17 protein-coding genes are annotated in these 18,888 nt (G+C 67.8%); 11 read left to right on the top strand and 6 right to left on the bottom strand.

Translation table 11 applies throughout. From position 1 onward, the window contains the following. Positions 1 to 94: 94 nt before the first annotated feature. Together ACP7A3_RS08835 and hrpB are read right to left on the bottom strand one after the other, a co-directional pair. Positions 95 to 376 (bottom strand): ETC complex I subunit, encoded by a 282-nt coding sequence (locus ACP7A3_RS08835; protein WP_017977797.1) that lies wholly within the window; start codon positions 374 to 376, stop codon positions 95 to 97. Positions 377 to 386: 10 nt separating this feature from the next. Further along, positions 387 to 2,852, bottom strand: coding sequence for an ATP-dependent helicase HrpB (gene hrpB, locus ACP7A3_RS08830; protein ID WP_426256071.1), 2,466 nt, complete (start codon positions 2,850 to 2,852; stop codon positions 387 to 389). Positions 2,853 to 2,949: 97 nt separating this feature from the next. Between hrpB and ACP7A3_RS08825 the strand changes: the two genes are divergently transcribed. Together ACP7A3_RS08825 and ACP7A3_RS08820 are read left to right on the top strand one after the other, a co-directional pair. Continuing rightward, positions 2,950 to 3,267, top strand: a complete 318-nt coding sequence (locus ACP7A3_RS08825; RefSeq protein ID WP_426268128.1) for a hypothetical protein — start codon at positions 2,950 to 2,952, stop codon at positions 3,265 to 3,267. Between the two features lie 947 nt (positions 3,268 to 4,214). Continuing rightward, positions 4,215 to 5,147: a cation diffusion facilitator family transporter gene (locus ACP7A3_RS08820; protein WP_426256073.1), complete on the top strand. Its 933-nt coding sequence runs from the start codon at positions 4,215 to 4,217 to the stop codon at positions 5,145 to 5,147. Between the two features lie 399 nt (positions 5,148 to 5,546). Here the strand turns inward: ACP7A3_RS08820 and ACP7A3_RS08815 are convergent, their stop codons facing one another. Then, positions 5,547 to 6,557, bottom strand: coding sequence for a polyprenyl synthetase family protein (locus ACP7A3_RS08815; RefSeq protein WP_426256074.1), 1,011 nt, complete (start codon positions 6,555 to 6,557; stop codon positions 5,547 to 5,549). Positions 6,558 to 6,623: 66 nt separating this feature from the next. Between ACP7A3_RS08815 and ACP7A3_RS08810 the strand changes: the two genes are divergently transcribed. From ACP7A3_RS08810 to ACP7A3_RS08790, 5 genes are all read left to right on the top strand, one after another. Beyond that, entirely contained in the window at positions 6,624 to 6,938 is a 315-nt protein-coding gene (locus tag ACP7A3_RS08810; protein WP_426256075.1) for a chorismate mutase, read from the top strand. A gap of 23 nt (positions 6,939 to 6,961) precedes the next feature. Continuing rightward, positions 6,962 to 7,369: a DUF2147 domain-containing protein gene (locus ACP7A3_RS08805; RefSeq protein WP_294285464.1), complete on the top strand. Its 408-nt coding sequence runs from the start codon at positions 6,962 to 6,964 to the stop codon at positions 7,367 to 7,369. Further along, positions 7,366 to 8,025, top strand: a complete 660-nt coding sequence (gene tmk, locus ACP7A3_RS08800; protein WP_426256076.1) for a dTMP kinase — start codon at positions 7,366 to 7,368, stop codon at positions 8,023 to 8,025. The genes ACP7A3_RS08805 and tmk overlap by 4 nt, the downstream gene beginning before the upstream one ends. Before the next feature lie 163 nt (positions 8,026 to 8,188). Next, positions 8,189 to 8,749: a hypothetical protein gene (locus ACP7A3_RS08795; RefSeq protein WP_017977789.1), complete on the top strand. Its 561-nt coding sequence runs from the start codon at positions 8,189 to 8,191 to the stop codon at positions 8,747 to 8,749. Next, positions 8,746 to 10,224, top strand: coding sequence for a PepSY-associated TM helix domain-containing protein (locus ACP7A3_RS08790; RefSeq protein ID WP_426256077.1), 1,479 nt, complete (start codon positions 8,746 to 8,748; stop codon positions 10,222 to 10,224). Before ACP7A3_RS08795 ends, ACP7A3_RS08790 begins: the two co-directional genes overlap by 4 nt. A 54-nt stretch (positions 10,225 to 10,278) precedes the next feature. On the opposite strand, the gene ACP7A3_RS08785 is transcribed toward ACP7A3_RS08790, so the two are convergent. Together ACP7A3_RS08785 and ACP7A3_RS08780 are read right to left on the bottom strand one after the other, a co-directional pair. Continuing rightward, complete coding sequence (locus ACP7A3_RS08785) at positions 10,279 to 10,743, bottom strand: hypothetical protein (protein WP_020486387.1); 465 nt, start codon at positions 10,741 to 10,743, stop codon at positions 10,279 to 10,281. A 116-nt stretch (positions 10,744 to 10,859) separates the two neighbouring features. Next, positions 10,860 to 11,945, bottom strand: coding sequence for a CobW family GTP-binding protein (locus ACP7A3_RS08780; protein WP_426256078.1), 1,086 nt, complete (start codon positions 11,943 to 11,945; stop codon positions 10,860 to 10,862). 140 nt (positions 11,946 to 12,085) lie between these two features. On the opposite strand from ACP7A3_RS08780, the gene ACP7A3_RS08775 reads away from it, so the two are divergent. Together ACP7A3_RS08775 and ACP7A3_RS08770 are read left to right on the top strand one after the other, a co-directional pair. Next, positions 12,086 to 13,321 (top strand): GTP-binding protein, encoded by a 1,236-nt coding sequence (locus ACP7A3_RS08775; protein WP_426256079.1) that lies wholly within the window; start codon positions 12,086 to 12,088, stop codon positions 13,319 to 13,321. Next, positions 13,318 to 13,908, top strand: coding sequence for a DUF1826 domain-containing protein (locus ACP7A3_RS08770; protein ID WP_426256080.1), 591 nt, complete (start codon positions 13,318 to 13,320; stop codon positions 13,906 to 13,908). The genes ACP7A3_RS08775 and ACP7A3_RS08770 overlap by 4 nt, the downstream gene beginning before the upstream one ends. A gap of 544 nt (positions 13,909 to 14,452) precedes the next feature. Here the strand turns inward: ACP7A3_RS08770 and ACP7A3_RS08765 are convergent. Continuing rightward, positions 14,453 to 15,061, bottom strand: coding sequence for a TetR/AcrR family transcriptional regulator (locus ACP7A3_RS08765; protein WP_426256081.1), 609 nt, complete (start codon positions 15,059 to 15,061; stop codon positions 14,453 to 14,455). A 344-nt stretch (positions 15,062 to 15,405) separates the two neighbouring features. Between ACP7A3_RS08765 and ACP7A3_RS08760 the strand changes: the two genes are divergently transcribed. Beyond that, entirely contained in the window at positions 15,406 to 17,580 is a 2,175-nt protein-coding gene (locus ACP7A3_RS08760) for a TonB-dependent receptor (protein WP_426257140.1), read from the top strand. A 14-nt stretch (positions 17,581 to 17,594) separates the two neighbouring features. Then, positions 17,595 to 18,887, top strand: coding sequence for an MFS transporter (locus ACP7A3_RS08755; RefSeq protein ID WP_426256083.1), 1,293 nt, complete (start codon positions 17,595 to 17,597; stop codon positions 18,885 to 18,887). The last annotated feature ends 1 nt before the right edge of the window (position 18,888 follow it).

Raw genomic sequence — 18,888 nt, 5'->3', positions numbered from 1 at the left:
AATCCATACCCTCTAACGTTTCGAATCCATCGAGGCGGTAACGCGTCTGGATTCCCGCCTCCGCGGGAATGACGGTGCGTGTTGGGAAACGCCCTTACCGGAAATTATCCGCGTACGCCTGCAGCTTCAGCTTGCGCTCCGGCGCCGGGATCAGCTCGTAATCGAAGCCCTGCGCCTCGCAATAGGCGATCGCCGCCTCGGCCGACGGGAAGCTCAGCCGCACCTGCTCGCGCGTATCGCCGCTGCCCGCCCAGCCGGTCAGCGGATCGGGCTGCTTCGGCTCGGCCGGTTCGAACTCAAGGGCCCAGGTGTGCGTGCGGGCCTTGCCCGATTGCATGGCGTTCTTGGGGCGCTGGAAGATGCGGGCGGTAGGCATAGACGCCCCTTTAGCGCGTCCCGCCGCCCCGTGCATCCGCCTTTTTCGTCCGCAACGTCGCGGTCGACGCGGCGGGATCGTCGGGCCAGGGATGTTTGGGATAGCGCCCGCGCATCTCCTTCGCGACCGCGCTCCAGCTGCCCGCCCAGAAGCCCGGCAGGTCGCGCGTCGTCTGGATCGGCCGTCCGGCGGGCGAAGTGAGGCTCAGCACCAGCGGCACGCGCCCCGACCCGATACAGGGATGCTCCCCCAGTCCGAACAGCGCCTGCACGCGCAGCTCCACCTTCGGCCCACCCTCCGCCGCATAGTCGATGGCATGCGTGCTCCCCGCGGGGCTGGTGAAGTCGGCAGGCGCCAGCCGGTCGATCTGCCGCATCGCATCCCAGCCGATCAGCGTGCGCACCGCATCGGTCAGCGCCCCCGCCGGAATCGCGTCGAGCCGCCGCCGCCCGACCAGCAGCGCCGGCAGCCATTCGTCCAGCCGCTCGACCAGCATGTCTTCCAGCGGCACGCCCGCATAGTCCGCCCGCGCCCGCAGCGCCGCCGCCCCCGCGCTCCACGGCAGCAGCGCCAGCCCATGCGTCCGCACGCCCTCCAGCAACGCCCCCGCAATCGCGTCCGGCTCCGCCCCCGCATCCGGCCCCGACGACAGCCGCAACGCGCCCAGCCGCCGCTCGCGAAGCGTCACTACGCCGCCGGTCGCCGCATCGAACGTCACCGTCCGCCGCGTCTCGATCCGGTCGGCGAACAGGCGCTCGATCGTCGCCAGCGCGATCGGCGCCGCGGCGAGGATACGTGCCCCCGATGCCGCCCCCTGCGTCTCCGCCACCGCCAGCCACGCATGCCGCGCCAGCGGCAGCGTCGGATCGAGCCGGAAACCGCGCCCGCCCGCTGACGCCCATAATTCGCCGCTCGCATCCCGCGCCTTCGCGATCCGGTCGGGGAAGGCGAGCGCGATCGCCACCTCCACGCCCGCGCCGTCGATGCGCAGCGGCTCGCCCACCGGCTTGCCCGCCAGCGCCGTCCACCGCTCCGCAAGCCGCCGCGCCGCGGTCGCCTTCGTCCCCCGGTCGCTCCGCCAGCGCCGCAGCCGCACGTCGAGGTCGGGATCGTTGCCGCCCAGCCCGCGCTCCGACAATAGCACCGCCACCTCGGCGGCGAGCGCGCCCTGCCCCATCGCCCCCGCGCGCAGCAGCATATGCGCCAGGCGCGGCGGCATCGGCATCGCCGCGATGCGCCGCCCGTGCGCGGTCGGCCGCCCGTCGCCATCGACCGCGTCGATCGCGGCCAGCCGCTCGCGCGCCTCCGCCACCGCCGCGGCGGGCGGCGGATCGAGCCACGCAAGGTCGCGCGGATCGCCGACGCCCCAGATCGCACTCGCCAGCACCAGACCCGACAGATCCGCTTCCACGATTTCCGGCGGGTCGAATCGCGGCAGGCCGCCCGTCGCCGCTTCTTCCCACAGGCGATAGGCAACGCCCGGCCCCTGCCGTGCCGCACGCCCGGCGCGCTGCGTCACCGCCGCCTGGCTCGCGCGCTCGGTCACCAGCCGCGTCATCCCCGCCGCCCGATCGTAGCGCGGCCGCCGCGCGAGCCCCGAATCGACGACGATGCGGATGCCGTCCAGCGTCAGGCTGGTTTCGGCGATCCCCGTCGCCAGCACCAGCTTGCGCGCGCCATCGGGCTCGGGCCGGATCGCCGCGCGCTGCGCCGCCGGCTCCATGCTGCCGTGCAGGTGATGCACGCGGATCGTCTCCGGCAGCCCCTCCAGCCGCTCCGCCGTCCGCTCGATCTCGGCGACACCCGGCAGAAACGCGAGCACGCCGCCCTCTGCCTCGCGCAGCGCCTGCCGGATCGCACTCGCCATCGCATCCTCGATCCGGCCGTCGCCGCTGCGCCCCAGATAGCGCAGGGCGAGCGGATAGCTGCGCCCCTCGCTCTCGATCACGGGCGCCCCCTGCTCCGTGGCGCCCAGCAGACGCGAAAAGCGCGCCCCGTCCAGCGTCGCCGACATCGCGACCAGCCGCAGGTCGGGCCGCAGCGCCCCCTGCGCATCCAGCGCCAGCGCCAAGCCGAAGTCGCCGTCCAGACTGCGCTCATGCACCTCGTCGAACAAAACCGCCGATACGCCGGTCAGCTCGGGATCGGCCTGAATACGCGCGACGAAGATGCCCTCCGTCACCACCGTCACCCGCGTCGCCGCGGACCGCTTGCTGTCCATCCGCGTCGCATAGCCATAGGTGCCGCCGGCGCTTTCCCCCGCCAACGCCGCCATCCGCTCCGCCGCCGCGCGCGCCGCCAGTCGCCGCGGCGACAGCAGCAGCACCTCGCCCGTACACCAGTCCTCGCCCAGCAGCGCCGGCGCCACCGCGGTCGTCTTGCCCGCCCCCGGCGGCGCGACGAGCACGGCGTTGCTCCCGGTCCGCAACGCGGCGAGCAGATCGGGCAGGACGGCGAAAATCGGCAGGTCGGTCACGATGCGCGCTCCCTTGCCACGGATCGCCCCGCGACGCGACCGTCACCGCCTGCTATGCTCCCCGCCCGCGCGAACCGACGCGCGCAGGAGACATATGATGGGTCTGTTGGACGGCATCCTTGGCCAGATGGGCGACAATCCGATTCTCACCAACCTCGCCGAAAAGATCGGCCTCTCCCCCGAACAGGTCGCCCAGGCGATCGCCGCGCTCAGTGCCGCGCACGCCGAACCCGGCGACACGGTGGCCGGCGCCGCCGATTCGACCGGCCTGTCCCCCGACGTCCTGCACCAGATCCTCGCCCACCTCGGCGGCGAAGGCGCCCTCGCCAACATCGGCGGCCTGCTCGGCGGCGAAGGCAACGGCCCGCTCGGCAATCTGGGCGGCATGCTCGGCGGCCTCTTCGGCAAGTCCTGAGGGCCGCGCGCCAGCAGCCCCCTCGTCACCCCGGACTCGTTCCGGGGTCCACTCCGCGGCGAGGGGGACGGCCAAAGACTCCAGCCTCCCCCCGCGGCTCGGTGGACCCCGGACCAAGTCCGGGGTGACGGAGTGGAAGAGGCACCCCGCCAAACCCACACCCCGTCACCCCGGGCTCGACCCGGGGTCCCGCTTCTTCGGTGGTCGCCAAAAAAAGCGGGATCCCGACTCTTCGGCCGGAGTGACGAGTGAAAAGGCCCACCACCCCAAATCCCCGAACGAATGAGGGCGCAAGGCACGCCCCAAATCCCCCGTCACCCCGGATTCGTTCCGGGGTCCACTCCGCGGCGAGGGGGACGGCCAAAGACGCCAGCCGCCCCCCGCGGCCCGGTGGACCCCGGACCAAGTCCGGGGTGACGAAGTGGAGGAGGCACCCCGCCGAACCCACACTCCCGTCACCCCGGGCTCGACCCGGGGTCCCGCTTCTTCCGCAGCCACCCCAAAAAAGCGCCCCCCAGCTCTCCGGCCAGGGTGACGAGGGAGAAGCCCCGCCACCCCAAATCCCCCGAACGAATGAGGGCGCGAGGCACACCCCAAACACCCCCGTCACCCCGGACTCGGTCCGGAGTCCACTCCGCGGCGAGGGGGACGGCCAGAGGCTCCAGCCTCCCCCCGCGGCCCGGTGGACCCCGGACCAAGTCCGGGGTGACGAGATGGATGGGGCACCCCGCCAAACCCACACTCCCGTCACCCCGGGCTTGACCAGGGGTCCCGCTTCTTCCCGCAGTCGCCTCAAAAAGCGGGACCCCGGCTCTTCGGCTGGAGTGACGGGGGATTGTGGCGAACGTCCCCCGCACCAGCCGGCACGACGCCCCCGACAATCGATGCGCTAGTATCACGCACCGCCGCAGTGATACGACCACCCCACAACCACCCGGACGAGATCATTGGGCGCCCATCACCACCACGGCCACGCGCACGACCACAGCAAACACAGCCACGGCGGCCACGGCCATTCCCACGCCCCCGCATCGTTCGACCGCGCCTTCGCGATCGGCATCGCGCTCAACATCGCTTATGTCCTGGCCGAAGGCGGCGCCGGCCTGTGGACGGGATCGGTCGCGTTGCTCGCCGACGCGGGCCACAATCTGTCCGACGTCCTCGGCCTCGCCGTCGCCTGGGGCGGCGCCGCGCTCGCCCGCAGTGCGCCCTCCAAGCGCTTCACCTATGGCCTCAAAGGCTCGACGATCCTCGCCGCGCTCGCCAATGCGCTGCTGCTGCTCGTCGCGCTGGGGGCGATCGTGCTGGAGGCGGTGCAGCGGATCGGCGACCCGCCGGTGCTCGCCGGCCTCACCGTCTCGACCGTCGCTGGCATTGGCATCGCGGTCAACGCCTTCACCGCCTGGCTGTTCGCGCGCGGGCGCAAGCACGACATCAACGTCCGCGGCGCCTATCTCCACATGCTCAGCGACGCAGTGGTGTCCGCGGGGGTGGTCCTCGCCGGCCTCGCGATCTGGGCGACCGGCCTGGGCTGGATCGATCCGATCGTCAGCCTCGTCATCGCCGCCCTGATCTTCTGGCAGACCTGGGGCCTGCTGCGCGAGACGGTCGAAATGAGCCTCTCCGCCGTGCCCCGCCACATCGACTATGACGCGGTCACCGCCGCGCTCGCCGCGCTGCCCGGCGTCGCGCGCGTCCACGACCTCCACATCTGGCCGATGTCGACCACCGAACCCGTGCTCACCGCGCATCTCGTCATGTCCGGGCGCTATCCGGGCGACGCCTTCCTCGTGGACGCACGTGCGATGCTCCACGACCGCTTCGGCATCGGCCATACGACGCTGCAGGTCGAAACGGGCGGTGATTGCGCGAGCTGTTGAGGGCCCAGGTCAGCCCCACCCACGTCCGTCATTCCCCGAGAAGGCGGGGATCCAGACTGGCTAGCCTGTCGACTCCAGCGGAGCGGTAGCGGTTGTGGATTCTCGCCAGCGCGGGAATGACGTGAGAGGGACGGTGTTGGACGACACCTCTCGCAAGCTGCTGACAAAACAACGCAATCCCGCCCTGACAGCACTCTGTCTCAGCCGTGAATTACCGGCCATTCCGAACGATAGCCCTACATCGTTTCGGCCAAGGTGTTCATCTTGTCCATAACGCGCATCCGACCTGCCGACGGCGAAGCCGCCGGCCTGACGTCGGACGGGTTCGGCTAAGGCCGACCCGCCGGCCGTGCCGGGCGCTGCTTCGCATCGGCGCGGACGTCGCCGCGCCTGCGCCCGTCAGTACGCGCGGGCCACCGCGAATTCGACCGCCTCGATCATCGCGTCCTTGGCCTTCCCGTTCGGGAAATGCCCGATCGCATCGATCGCGCGCTGGCCATAATGCCGCGCCCGCGACAGCGTGTCGTCGACCGCGCGCGTCTTGCGCACCAGATCGATGGCGTGTGCGAAATCCTCGTCCGACGCGCGCCGTCCCTCGACCGCGTCCTTCCAGAATTTGCGGTCGGTCTCGTCGCCGCGCGCATAGGCCAGGATGACGGGCAGCGTCATCTTGCCCTCGCGGAAGTCGTCGCCTGCGTCCTTGCCCATCGTGCCCGCGTCCGACACGTAGTCGATCGCATCGTCGACCAGCTGGAATGCGATGCCCAGGTATCGGCCGTAGGCATCCAGCGCCAGCTCGTCCGCCTCGCTCCGCTCCGCCACCACCGCCGCGATCCGGCAGGCGGCCGCGAACAGCGCCGCGGTCTTGGCGTTGATGATGTCGAGGTAACGGTCCTCGCCCAGGTCGATCCGCCGCGCCGCGGTCAGCTGGTTGACCTCGCCCTCCGCGATGACGGCGCTGGCGTTGGACAGGATCTTCAGCACCTTCAGGCTGCCGTCCTCGACCATCAGTTCGAAGCTGCGGCTGAACAGGAAGTCGCCGACCAGCACGCTCGCCGGATTGCCCCAGATCAAATTCGCCGCCCGCTTGCCGCGCCGCATGTCCGACCCGTCGACCACGTCGTCGTGGAGCAGCGTCGCGGTGTGGATGAACTCCACCGATGCCGCCAGTCGGTGGTGGCGCGTGCCGGTGTAGCCGATCAGCCGCGCGCTCGCGAGCGTCAGCATCGGCCGCATGCGCTTGCCGCCGCCCGCGATCAGATGCCCGGCGAGTTCGGGGATCAGCGGGATCTGCGACTGCATGCGATCCAGGATCACCGCATTGACGGCGTTCATGTCGGCCGCGACCAGTTGGAGCATCGGCTCCAGCGACGGTTCGGGACGATCGAGGCGGTGGATGGTGGCGGTCATCTCGCCACGCGCTGTGGCCGCTGGCGCCCCCGAACGCAAGTCTTGCTCGCGCCCGCAACAACGCTCATGGGGGTCGGAATTGACCATCGAAGGGGGCGACCGGTGAGCGACGACGTGCTGCAAGGCTATCGCAAGAGCATCGACAATATCGATGCCGCGCTCGTCCATCTGCTCGCCGAGCGGTTCAAGGTGACGCAGGCGGTCGGCCGGCACAAGGCGACCAGCGGCCTGCCCGCCGCCGATCCGGGCCGTGAGGAACGCCAGATCGCCCGCCTGCGTCGCCTCGCCGAAGACGCCGAACTCGATCCCGAATTCAGCGAAAAATTCCTGCGCTTCATCATCGACGAGGTGATCCGCCACCACGAACAGTTGCGCGGCTGACCCGCGCCAACCATCTGATCGACGTGTCCGTCCTCTCGTTCCTCGCCGCTCTGCCGCTCGCGCTCCAGTCCGCCACGCTGCCGGCGGACCCGCATGCGCCGATCATCGGCAATTGGCACAACCCCAAGAACACCGTCGCGGTGCGCACCGGGCGGTGCGGCCCCAACCTGTGCGGCTGGGTCATCCGCGCGTCCGACAAGGCGAAGGCCGACGTCGCGAACAAGGGTTATCCGCCGCTGATCGGCACCGCGCTGCTGCGGGGCTATCGCAACAACGGCAAGGGCCGCTGGGCGGGGCAGATTTACGTCCCCGACATGGGCCGCGCCTTCGGGTCGACCGTCACGATGATCGATGCCGACACGCTGAACGTGAAGGGCTGCCTGATCGGCGGCTTCATCTGCAAATCGCAGATCTGGCGCCGGGAATCATGACCCCGCGCGGCGCGTTCATCGCGGTCGAGGGCGTCGACGGCTCGGGCAAGAGCGGCGTCGTCCGCGCGCTCGTCGCCGCGTTGCAGGCCGCGGGGCATGACGTCGTCGCCACCCGCGAACCCGGCGGCACGCCGCAGGGCGAGACGCTGCGGGGCCTGCTACTCGCCGGCGACGACGCAGCATGGGAACCACGCGCCGAACTGCTGCTGATGACCGCCGCCCGCGTCCAGCACGCCGCGCACGTCATCCGCCCCGGCGTCGCCGCCGGCCGGATCGTCGTCTCGGACCGCTTCGCCGGCTCGACGCTCGCCTATCAGGGCGCCGGCCGCGGCATGGACGAAGCGCTGATCCGCGGCCTCCACGCGACGATGCTCGACGACCTGTGGCCCGACCTGACTGTGGTCCTCGACCTCGACCCGGCGATCGGCCTCACCCGCAGCCGCAAACGCCTGTCCGACGAGGCGATCGATGAAGGCCGCTTCGAAAGCCTCGCCCTCCCCTTCCACCAGCGCATCCGCGCCTCGTTCCTCGCACAGGCCGCCGCGGCGCCCGACCGGCATGCGATCATCGACGCCGACGACACGCCGGAGGCGGTGCGAGAGACGGCATGGCACACGGTGCGCGACTTTCTGGCACGCGGCAACGCACGCACCTGACCGGCCCCGAGCGCGTTTCGACCAGCCTTCACCCACCACTGCCTATTTGATATTGATTCGCATTACGGCTCGCACTAGGTCGTCGTCCGGAAGGGGGACCGATGACACCGACCGTACATGCGCCTGCCCGCACCGTCCCGCACGGCCTGATGGGACGACTGGCATGATCGCGCTGCCCGCACTCCTCGCCATCGCAGGCGGCATCGCCGGTGCCACGCTGTTGCGCCGCGCCTGGGCCGAGCGCCAACGCGAGCGCCCCGACCTGATTGCGGCGGGCTGGGCGGTGATCGGCGGCACGATCCTCGCCGACGCCGCCTGGATCGGCTGGATCCGGGGCGGCGCGCTCGCCGTCGTCGCGGTCGGCATCGGTGCGCTGATCGTCCTCATCCGGGGCCGGACCGTAAAGGCCACGCGCGCCGCCCGCGCCACCACCCCGCCGACCGAGCCCGACGAACCGTCCAGGGCGTGGCGCGGCGTGCTGAAGACGATCCTGGCCGGGCCGCTCGGGCTGGCCGCCGCCGTGGCCATCGCCTATTGCGCCGCCGCCTGGGTGCCCGGCGCGCCGCCCACCCGTGTCCTGATCGGCGGGCTCACGATCCCCATCGTCTGGGCGCTGGCGATGATCTGGACGCTCGCCGACCCCCGTCTGATGCGGTCGCTCGCCATGATCGTCACCACGACGCTGACCGGCTTCGCGCTCGCCGCCTTGCAGGGACCGGTATGAGCAAGGCCGCCAAGACGGATGCGCCGCGCGGCTGGCCGCTGGCGCCGGGCACGGTGCGCGCCGTGCTCAACGGGCATGGCATCCTCGGCCTCGCCTTCGCCGCGCTCATCTATCTCGTCTGCCTCACCGGCACGCTCGCCGTCTTCGCCGGGGACATCGCACGGTGGGAAGCGCCCGGCGCACCCGTGGCGAACCAGTTCGCCCCCGGCGCGCTCGATCGCGCGGTCAGGGCCGCGCAGACCGGCGGCCCGGCACAGGCGACGCTCTATCTGACGCTGCCCTCCCCCGCCCAGGACGGCGCCCGCATCCTCGCCTATACGCCAACCGAGCACCACGACTGGGCAATCGCCCGCGACGGCACGCTGACCGAACAGCACACGCCGTTCAGCGAATTTCTGATCGATCTCCACATCGCGCTGCACCTGCCGCGGACATGGGGCGCGATGCTCGTCGGGCTGACCGGCGTCGCGCTGCTATCCGTTCTGATCTCGGGCATCCTCGCGCATCCGCGCGTCTTCAAGGACGCCTTCAGCCTGCGGCGCGGCGGCGCACGGCGCTTGCAGGAGGCGGATCTGCACAACCGCCTCGGCACCTGGGCGCTGCCGTTCCACGTCACCATCGCGCTGACGGGTGCGATCCTGGGGCTGACCACGCTGATCGTCGGCGTGCTTGCGATGCTGCTCTACGGCGGCAACACCGCGCGCGTGTACGGCTTCTTCTTCGAGCCACCGCCCGCCGCAAACGCCGCCGCCCAGCCGCTGCCCGCCCTCGCGCCCTTGTTGCTGGACGCCCGCCGCCGCAGCGACGGCGCCGCCCCGCAGCAACTGATGATCGAACGCGCCGGCCGGGCCGATGCGCGCATCGCCATCACCTCGCGCCGCGACCGCCTGCTCGTGCCGCAGGACACGACGGTGTTCGACGCGCGCGGCCGGATGGTGACGGATCGCCATCCCGCCGATCTGCCCGTCGGCGTGACGCTGCTGGGCGGAATCGGCCAGCTCCATTTCGGCTGGTTCGGCGGCTTGCCGGTGCGGCTGCTCTACGGTCTGTTGGGTCTGGCCCTCTGCCTCGTCACGTCGAGCGGCGTGACGATCTGGCTCGCCCGCCGCCGCGACCGCGGCCGCGCCGTGCCGCTATGGGAACGGCTGTGGACGGCGGTCGCCTGGGGCCAGCCCGTCGCGCTGGCGCTCACGGCCGCCGCGTCCCTCGCGCTGCCGGCCTTCGGCGACGCCCTGATATGGCTATGGCTTGCCCTGACGCTCGCCCTGCTGCTCGCCGCAGCGCTGTCCCGACGGTTCGGGGCGGCGGCCGGGTCGATCCGCGCGCGTCAGGCCGTGGGCGGTACGCTCCTCGGGGTCGCCCTCTTCTACCTGCTCATGCGTCCCGTCGACGTCTCGGGTCTGGGGGTGGAGGCCGCCCTGCTGCTCGGCGGCGCGCTGCTGCTTCGGCGGCCCGCGACGCATCGCATCGCCTGACGCGCGTCATCGAAGGAACGGCAGCGCTGCGGGCAACGCTGCCGTTCGGAACGATCAGGGCTGATAGGGCAGCGACGATTGGTGCAGGACGATGCGCACCTTGCCATCCTCGCACGCCTTGAACACGAAGCTCTTGTTCACGAAGATGTGGCTGTCGTCCTGGCCGATGAAGTGCACGTTGCACTGCACGATCGCCAGATCGCCATGCAGGATGAAATCTTCCTTGCTGTACCACACCTTGACCCAAGGCTTCAGCTTGAACCCCTTGTCGTCGGGAAAGGCCTCGCTCCCGCCCGTGAAATAGGCCAGCGCGCCCTCCTTCGTCGGGCGGTAGGTCTGGGTGCCGAAGGTCAGCGTCGGCTTGAACAGCACCTTGCCATGGTCATAGTCGTAATTGTCGCTCAGCACCCGTTCCGCCACCGCGCGCGGATCGCCGCCTTCGGCATGCGCCTTGCCGACCGCCACGACATTGTCGCACCACGTCTGCAAGGCCGTATGGACCATCTCTTCGGTAAACATCGCATTCACTCCCGTTGAAAATAATGGGCGGCCGGATCGCCGCCAGCCGACGGTGGCGCGCGGTCGCTACGCGTGTGCGGAGATCGGAGCGTCGTCGCCCCGGATCACGCCGACCATCACGGCGTCACGCTATCGATCAGTCCCTGCAGGTCGACGCCGTTCAGGCCCACGGTCATCAGCGCCAACGTGCCCCGCAACTCTTCGGGATCGATGTTGCGCGTGACGAACACCATCCGCGTGCGCCGGTCCGCCGACGGCCAGCGATCGAGTTCGATCGGCGGGTGGAAGACGTGCTGCACCCCGTGAATCACCACCGGCGCGTCATGCCCGACGAGGTTGACGATGCCCTTCACGCGCAGCAGGTCGGCGCCCTTGAACATGGTCAGCAGCCCCAGCCAGCGATCGAAGGCGAGCGGCTCCAGCGGCGTATCGAACGTCAGGCAGGTCGCGCGGATACCGGCATCGTGCCGGTTCACGTCATGATGGTGATGATGGTGATGGCCGGCATGCGCGGCCTCGTGCGCCAGCCAGCGATTGACGTCCTCGCTCTTGCTGGCCGGGTCCCATAGCCCCACGTCGAACAGCGATGCCGGGTCCACCGCGCCATTGGTCACCGCGATGATCGGCGCGCCGGGGTTCAGCGCCGCCAGCCGGTCGCGGATCGCCTGCTGTGACGTCGCATCGGTAAGGTCGGTCTTGGTCAGCAGCAGCCGGTCGGCGACGGCCGCCTGCTTCACCGCTTCGGGCTGCGCGTCCAGCGTTGCCATGCCCGCCGCCCCGTCGACCGTCGCGATGACCGCATCCAGCCGATAGAGCGGCGCCAGCTGCGGATCGGTCATCAGCGTGTGCAGGATCGGTGCGGGATCGGCCAGCCCGGTGGTCTCGATCACCACCCGGTCGAACCAGCACGCGCCGTCGCGGGCGAAGCGCCACGGCGCGTCGCGGAGCGTGCGCGACAGGTCGCCGCGGATGGTGCAGCACAGGCAGCCGCCCATCATCTCGACGACCAGATCCTCGTTCGATCGGGCGATCAATTCGTGATCCAGCCCGACCGCGCCGAATTCGTTGATGACGACCAATGCCCGCGCCATGCCGGGGGACCGGACCAGATGGTTGAGGACGGTCGTCTTGCCGCTGCCGAGAAAGCCGGTCAGCACCGACACGGGAATACGCGTGCCCGCCCTCTCTGGAACGCTGCTCATGCCGCACGCCTCGCCGCGGTGCCACCACGGCTTGCCGTCACCTGCATCGGTCCACGCGGTTTCATGATCAGGATGTCACTGGACATCGTTGCGCATCTCTGGATAGGTCATGTTGTAACATATCACATTGGACCGTCATCATGGCAACCCTCTCCCCATCCGACACCCGTCTGCCCGTGACCGTCCTGTCCGGCTTCCTCGGCGCGGGCAAGACGACGCTGCTCAACCATATCCTCGCCAATCGCGAAGGGCGGCGCGTGGCGGTGATCGTCAACGACATGTCGGAAGTGAACATCGACGCCGATCTGGTGCGCGGCGGAGAGGCGGCGCTGTCACGATCGGAGGAAGCTCTGGTCGAAATGACCAACGGCTGCATCTGCTGCACCTTGCGCGACGATCTGCTCGCCGAGGTGCGCACGCTCGCCGAGGCCGGGCGGTTCGACTATCTGGTGATCGAATCGACCGGCATTTCCGAACCCCTGCCGGTCGCCACCACCTTCTCCTTCCGTGACGAGGACGGCGTGTCGCTGGGCGACGTCGCGCGGCTCGACACGATGGTGACGGTGGTCGACGCGCTCAACCTGCTGGCCGATTATTCCAGCCAGGATTTCCTCGCCGATCGCGGCGAGAGCATGGGGGAAGACGATACGCGCAGCCTCGTCGGCCTGCTGGTCGAGCAGATCGAGTTCGCCGACGTCGTCATCGTCAACAAGGCCTCGTCGGTGTCCGCGGAGCAGTTGGCCACGGTCAAGAAGCTCGTCGCCAGCCTGAATGCCGATGCGGTGATCGTGACTGCCGATCACGGGCGCGTCGACCTCGACCTCGTGCTCGCCACCGGAATGTTCGACGAAGAGAAAGCGGCGCGCCACCCGCTGTGGGCCAAGGAGCTGTACGGCTATGCCCACCATCAGCCCGAGACCGAGGAATATGGGATCGAAAGCTTCGTCTATCGCGCCCGCGCGCCGTTCGATCCGGCGCGCTTTTATGCGTTCCTGACCGAGGGCGGGCTCGAGAATGTCGTGCGGGCCAAGGGGCATTTCTGGCTCGCGACGCGCCCCGACTGGGTCGGCGAACTGGCGGTGGCGGGCAGCCAGACGACGACCTCGCGGATGGGCCGCTGGTGGGCCGCGGTGCCCAAGCATCACTGGCCCGACGACGGCCGCTTCGAAGACTTCGTCGCCCAGCATTGGGACGACATCTGGGGCGACCGCCGACAGGAAATCGTATTCATAGGCATAACCATGAACGAACCCTCCATTCGGCGCCGGCTCGACGCATGCTTGGTGGCCGCCTCTGCCTTTACCCCGACGATGTGGACGTCGCTGCCAGACCCATTCCCGGCCTGGGGTGAGCGCCAGTTGGAGACCTCGGTATGACGCCCGCCATGCTGGAGGACGTCGTCGCCTTCGGTTATGATCGCACCTCGCTCGACGCAATCGCCCGCCCGAAAACAGCGCTGGCGATCTGGTGGCGCCCGCTCCCCGATACACTGAAGGCCGGACTGGCCGCGCTGGACCTCGACACGGTCGATGACGTCACGCTGGACCTCGACGCGGACGCGCCGCTCGATGACGCGCTGCGCGACGCCGACTACCCCGACGATATCGCCGCCCCGCTTGCTGCGGACATCGGCCTCCTGCTCCGGCGGCAGGCAGCGCTGACCGGTAACGATCGCCTGCGCCTGCGGCTCGAGGTGATCGAGACCGATGCCTGCCGGCGCTTCCACGCCGACTATGTTACGTTGCGGCTGCTGTGCACCTATGTCGGGCCGGGAACGCAATGGTGCCGCGCCGCGGCCCCGGATGCGATCTGCGAGGTGCCGACCGGCGCAGTCGGCGTCTTCAAAGGCCGGATGCTGCTCGATCCCCCGACCGTCCTCCACCGATCGCCCCCCATCGCGGCCACGGGCGGACAGCGCCTGATCCTCGTGATCGACCCTATTCGTAGCAACGATGGAATGTAGCGACAGCGCGTCCGGAACAGGCGCGACGCTTGGCACGCCAGACGAGCCCGGCCCATCATGGCCGGACGACGATCAAAGCTATTGAAGAAGGCACTTGCCGATTTTGGCGCGCCGCGCCGGGTGAAGACGAGAACTACGTCTACGCTATACCCCTACCTTGAGCAGGGTTGGAATGCCTCTGCGCCCGCCATTTCGGCCCCTGAAAGGGCGCTGAATTTACGCTGTTTTTCCGGTAAGCACCTATATCAATCGGAACTTCGATCCCAAGATCCTGACCTTGCCGTCCGCGACCTCGACACACTGCGCCAGCGCTTGCAGAAGCCCGGTGTCGCCAGCACATGGGTGCGGTCGACCTTCATGCCCTGCGACTTGTGGATCGTCACCGGTTAGCCGTGGTCGATGCAGTCGTAATCCTTCAGGTCGAACAAAACATTGCGCCCGTCGCCGGTACGCACTGTAATCAATTGGCTGCTGACCTCTTCGACGGTGTCGCGCGATGACCATGTTCAATCGCAAACCTGTGTAGGATGGCAACCGGTGGCAACTAAGCCCCGACCGCGATCAGGCTCCACACATAGCGCAGGAACTCCTCGTCATCGGGCATCGGGCTTACGGTGATCGACAGCGCATTGGCCATTTCGAGTTCGCTGTGAAGACGATACTGGATCAGGGCCCCCGTCGTAATCATCGCCTGCCCGGCTGAAATATCCGCGCGAACGAAGCCGGCCTTCTGCGCTTGTATGAAGAGCGGCACGATCTGACGGTTGAGTCTCTCGACGCGCGCGCGCCGCTCTGCTTCGGGCGCGCCAAGCACGCGCCAGAGCTGTAAGCGCAACGCAAGCGGATGGCTGCGCCAATAGGCCATATAGGCGGACAGCAGAGCCGGAATGGTGCGGGCATCGACGGCCCCGGTCTCGATCACAGGGGTCATGTAGTCGAGAAAATCCTCCGAGACCCTGTCGCCGAGGAGATTCCAGAGCCGTTCTTTGTCCCCGAAATGGTGGGTGATCAGCCCCTGCGATACGCCTGCGCGCCGGGAAATGTCCCGAACGGTCGCGCCATGGAAGCCATGTTCGGCAAAGGCCGATAGCGCGGCTTCGAGCAGCTTGTCACGGGCATCGAGGGTCGAAAACACAGGCTTAAGTTCGGGCATTTCCTCTCCAGGCGTTCGGGCGCGGTACGAAGACGTTAGAATGGCTTGAACAAATAGGCAATTGACTGAACGCTTGTATAGTGCGATTAGTTCTCAATAGCGGCGCCAGCGCCTTTCGCGTGGAAAGGCTGCACATCCCCGCCGCTTGAGAACCAAAGATGAATCGAAGCCCGATCCCTGCGCCAGGAGGTCATCGCCTGGTCTTATCGAACCTTGCTGCGTGCCATGACACTGCGTTCCGCAGCAGCGAAAATCGTCGACCTGCCTTGGCGCTGGCTAGCTTGCTATCGCTGTCGACGACGTTGATCGCAGCTCCCGTTCGGGCGGAAGACGCGGCGAAGCCAATGGCTGCAACAACCGTTCTCGGATCGGTCACGGTCACGGCCGACGAGCGCCCCAGAAAGACGACCGGGGCGTGGCTTGGGACGGAAGACGGGAAGAACACGACTACTCCGGCAACCATTCTCGACACGATCATCGTGACCGCCCGTAAGCGCGCTGAGAACCCGCAGGATGTGCCGATCGGTATGACAGTGCTGTCCGGCGAAAAGGCCGATCCGACACCCTCGGCCTCGAATGCCGGGCTGGCGCGCTCCGTTCCCAACATGTCCTTCGTCGATGGCGGTGGCCTGTTCGGCAACAGCGCCAATATTCGAGGTATCGGCTCGATGTCGCCTCTATCGTCGGACGACACTTCAGTCGTCTTCTACGCAGATGAGATGCCCCTTTCAGTCTACAGCATCGCACCGAACCTGTTTGATACGGATCGGGTCGAAGTCTTGCGTGGACCACAAGGCACGCTGTTCGGCCGCAACACCCAGGGTGGCGCGGTCAACATTGTCTCCAGGCGCCCGACCTTCAACCGATCCTTTTCGCTTACCGGCGAAGTCGGCTCAAACGGCTATGACCTCGGAGAGTTTATCGCCAACGGCCCGCTCATTCCCGAAACACTTGCTGGCCGGTTGGCCGTGCGCTGGAACCGCTTCGGCGGCGATATTCCCAATATCGCGGCGGGCGGCAAGGATGGCGGCCTCGACATCGGGGCGGCCCGCGGCAGTCTCCTGTTCACGCCGTCCGATCGCACCGAGGCGCTGCTGACTTTCAACTACGGCAAGGAAACCACACATTCGCCGCGCTTCCTGCTGCGCGACACGCCCGATTTTCCTGCGAGCGCGACCGACCCGCGCACGCTCGTCGAGGGCGAGAACACAGGTGCGAATCTGAGGATCAAGCACGAATTCGAGTCCTTCGTGCTGAACACGCAAACATCCTATCAGCACAGCAATTCACGAAACGATTTCGATCTGACCGACGCGCTCGTGTTCGGCAAGCTCTATCAAGTGTTTCCGAACGTCACGAGCTACCGCGTCTTCGGCGCCGACAATTCCCGGCTGACGCTTGGCGAGGACAGCTTCCTTCAGGAGTTCCGCGTTTCGTCCCTGCCCGAGAGTCCGATCGGCTGGACGGCGGGCATCAACTATTTTCGCTCAGCATCCACCGCCGGGCGAAACTCCCGAGCCTCGACGGCGACATTCTCCACCCTCAACGGCATTCAGGACAATGATTTCCTCGTCAACAGCTATGCCGGATTCGGCGAGGTCTCCGTGCCGCTGACCGATCGTCTCAAGGCGACATTTGGCCTGCGCGCCACCCATGAAGAGAAGGAGGCGCATTACCGCTTCAGTGGCAACGGCTTCCCGCGCGTGGCGAGTGGCTACATGCAGAATACTTCGCTTGGCGACGATTTCGTGACTGGGCGTGTTGCGCTCAGCTACGACTGGACACCGGACGTCATGACCTATGCCTCGGTGGCACGGGGCTATGTCACCCCCGGATTCCCAGCCTATTCGATAAACAGCTTTCTCGGCAAGGCCGAGACCCCCTTCCCGGCCTCGACCAGTTGGACTTACGAAACCGGCTTCAAGTCGAAATTGCTCGACGACCGGCTTTCCATCAGTGGCGCGGCCTTCTTAAACGACGTGAAAAGCGGGCACCTGATCTTCTTCGATCCCGCGCAGGCGCTGTTCACGACAGTGGCACTGAATTATCAGAGCTATGGCGGCGAACTGGAGCTCACCGCAAAGGTCACCCCGAATTTCGATGTCTTCAGCGGCATCGGCTATACTCATGCCGCGCTGGTCGATGTTCCGTCGAACAGTTTCACCGGCGCGCGGTCCGGCAACGAGGTCCCCAACGTCCCTGCCGTCACCGCCAATATCGGAATGGAGTATCGCTGGGCAGCCGAGCCCTTCGGTCTTCCGGGCAACTTCACGGGCCGTGTCAGCTATCAGTATGTCGATGCCCGCGCGGCGGACGTGAAAAACACCTTCGATCTGAAAGCCTATGGCATCGTCAATGCGAAGCTGACGTGGCAGCACAACGATGTCAGCGTCTATGCCTTCGCCAACAACCTCCTTAATGAGCGTTACGAGGCATGGGGGCAGGCTTTCGGCACTTTGCCCACCGTCCGCGTCGGTCAGGGCCGGGTCGTCGGTATCGGCACCTCGCTCCAGTTCTGAGGCGAGGTGCCGCCATGACTGAACATCCGGTTCGGGAGCCTAATGTGACTTCCGTCCCTGCCCACCGCTCCGTCTGGCCGCTGCTGGCATCGACAGCGATCCTCTATGCCGCCTTCGGTTTGATCTACGGGTTGATGCAGGGCGGCTTGCCGCCCTTGCTCCGAGCAAGGGGCGTCGATCTGGCGAGCATTGGGTGGAGCTTCATCGTGCTCGTGCCCTTCGGCCTGACCTTCCTGTGGGCCCCGTTGATCGACGCCGTTCGGCCGCTGCCATCCGCGCCACGGATCGGCTGGATCGTGCCGATGCAGGCGATCATCGTCGTCCTCCTACTGATCGTGGCGCGAGGCGAAACCTTCCCGCCCGCCCTGCTGCTTGGGCTTGGACTCGGCATCGCCTTCGCGGCGGCCACCATGGATGTCGCCCTCGATGCATTTTCGACCTCCTGCGTTCCGCCACCGCACCGCACGGCGGCGGGCGGTCTCAAGGTCGCGGCGCTGGCGCTGGGCTCTATCCTCGGTGGCGGCGTCTTCGTCGCCTGCGCCGGACGGCTCGGCTGGGCGGCGACGTTCGACATCTGCGCGGCGGTCTCGGTGTTCGCCGCGATCCCGATCCTGCTCAACCGCTCATGGGATCGCAATGCCACCGGCACGGAGCGCGGCCGCCCCGATATTCTCGCCATTCTGCGCCGTCCCGAAACCCGGCACCGGATGGCGCTGCTGACCCTCACGACCTGCGCTATGGTGGCGCTCTCCTTCTTCAATCGGGTAATGCTGGTCGATGTCGGCGTTCCGGTCGAAACGATTGGGGGAATCGTCGGCACGGCTGCGCCTGTGCTCGGCCTTCTCGCCTCACTCGCGGCTGTGCCGCTCGTCCGCCGCATCGGCGGTCGCGCTGGTATCGCCATCTTCGCGAGCCTCTGCCTCGTTGCGACAATTGCGATGTTTCTCGGCGTTTGGCGGCATGACAGCCTACCCGCCCTCATCGGGGCTACGGTGATGAATGCCGGTACCAGCGGCATCTTCGTGATTCTCAGCGCCAGCACGCTCGGCTGGGCGCAAGGCAGGCAGCCCGCCACGGACTACGCCGTGCTTTATGGCGCGAGTCGCCTTGTCGCCACGCTGTTGCTGATCGCGCTCGCTCAGGTCGTGGTCCATATCGGTTGGCCTGCCTTCTACATCGGTGCGGGTCTTGCCCTCGTGCTGGCGACCCTTCTTCTGCGCCGCGCCTTGCCCGATCTGCGCACGGCAGGTGATGGCATTCCGTCCCATCCCTCCGGGACTGCGCCACACGACATTCGAGGAGGTTGAC

It is taken from the genome of Sphingomonas sp. DC5200-1, from assembly GCF_049897245.1.
Taxonomy (GTDB): domain Bacteria; phylum Pseudomonadota; class Alphaproteobacteria; order Sphingomonadales; family Sphingomonadaceae; genus Sphingomonas; species Sphingomonas aquatilis.
The sequence above is the reverse complement of the archived record's forward strand: the minus strand, read 5'-3'. Positions and strand labels throughout refer to the sequence as shown.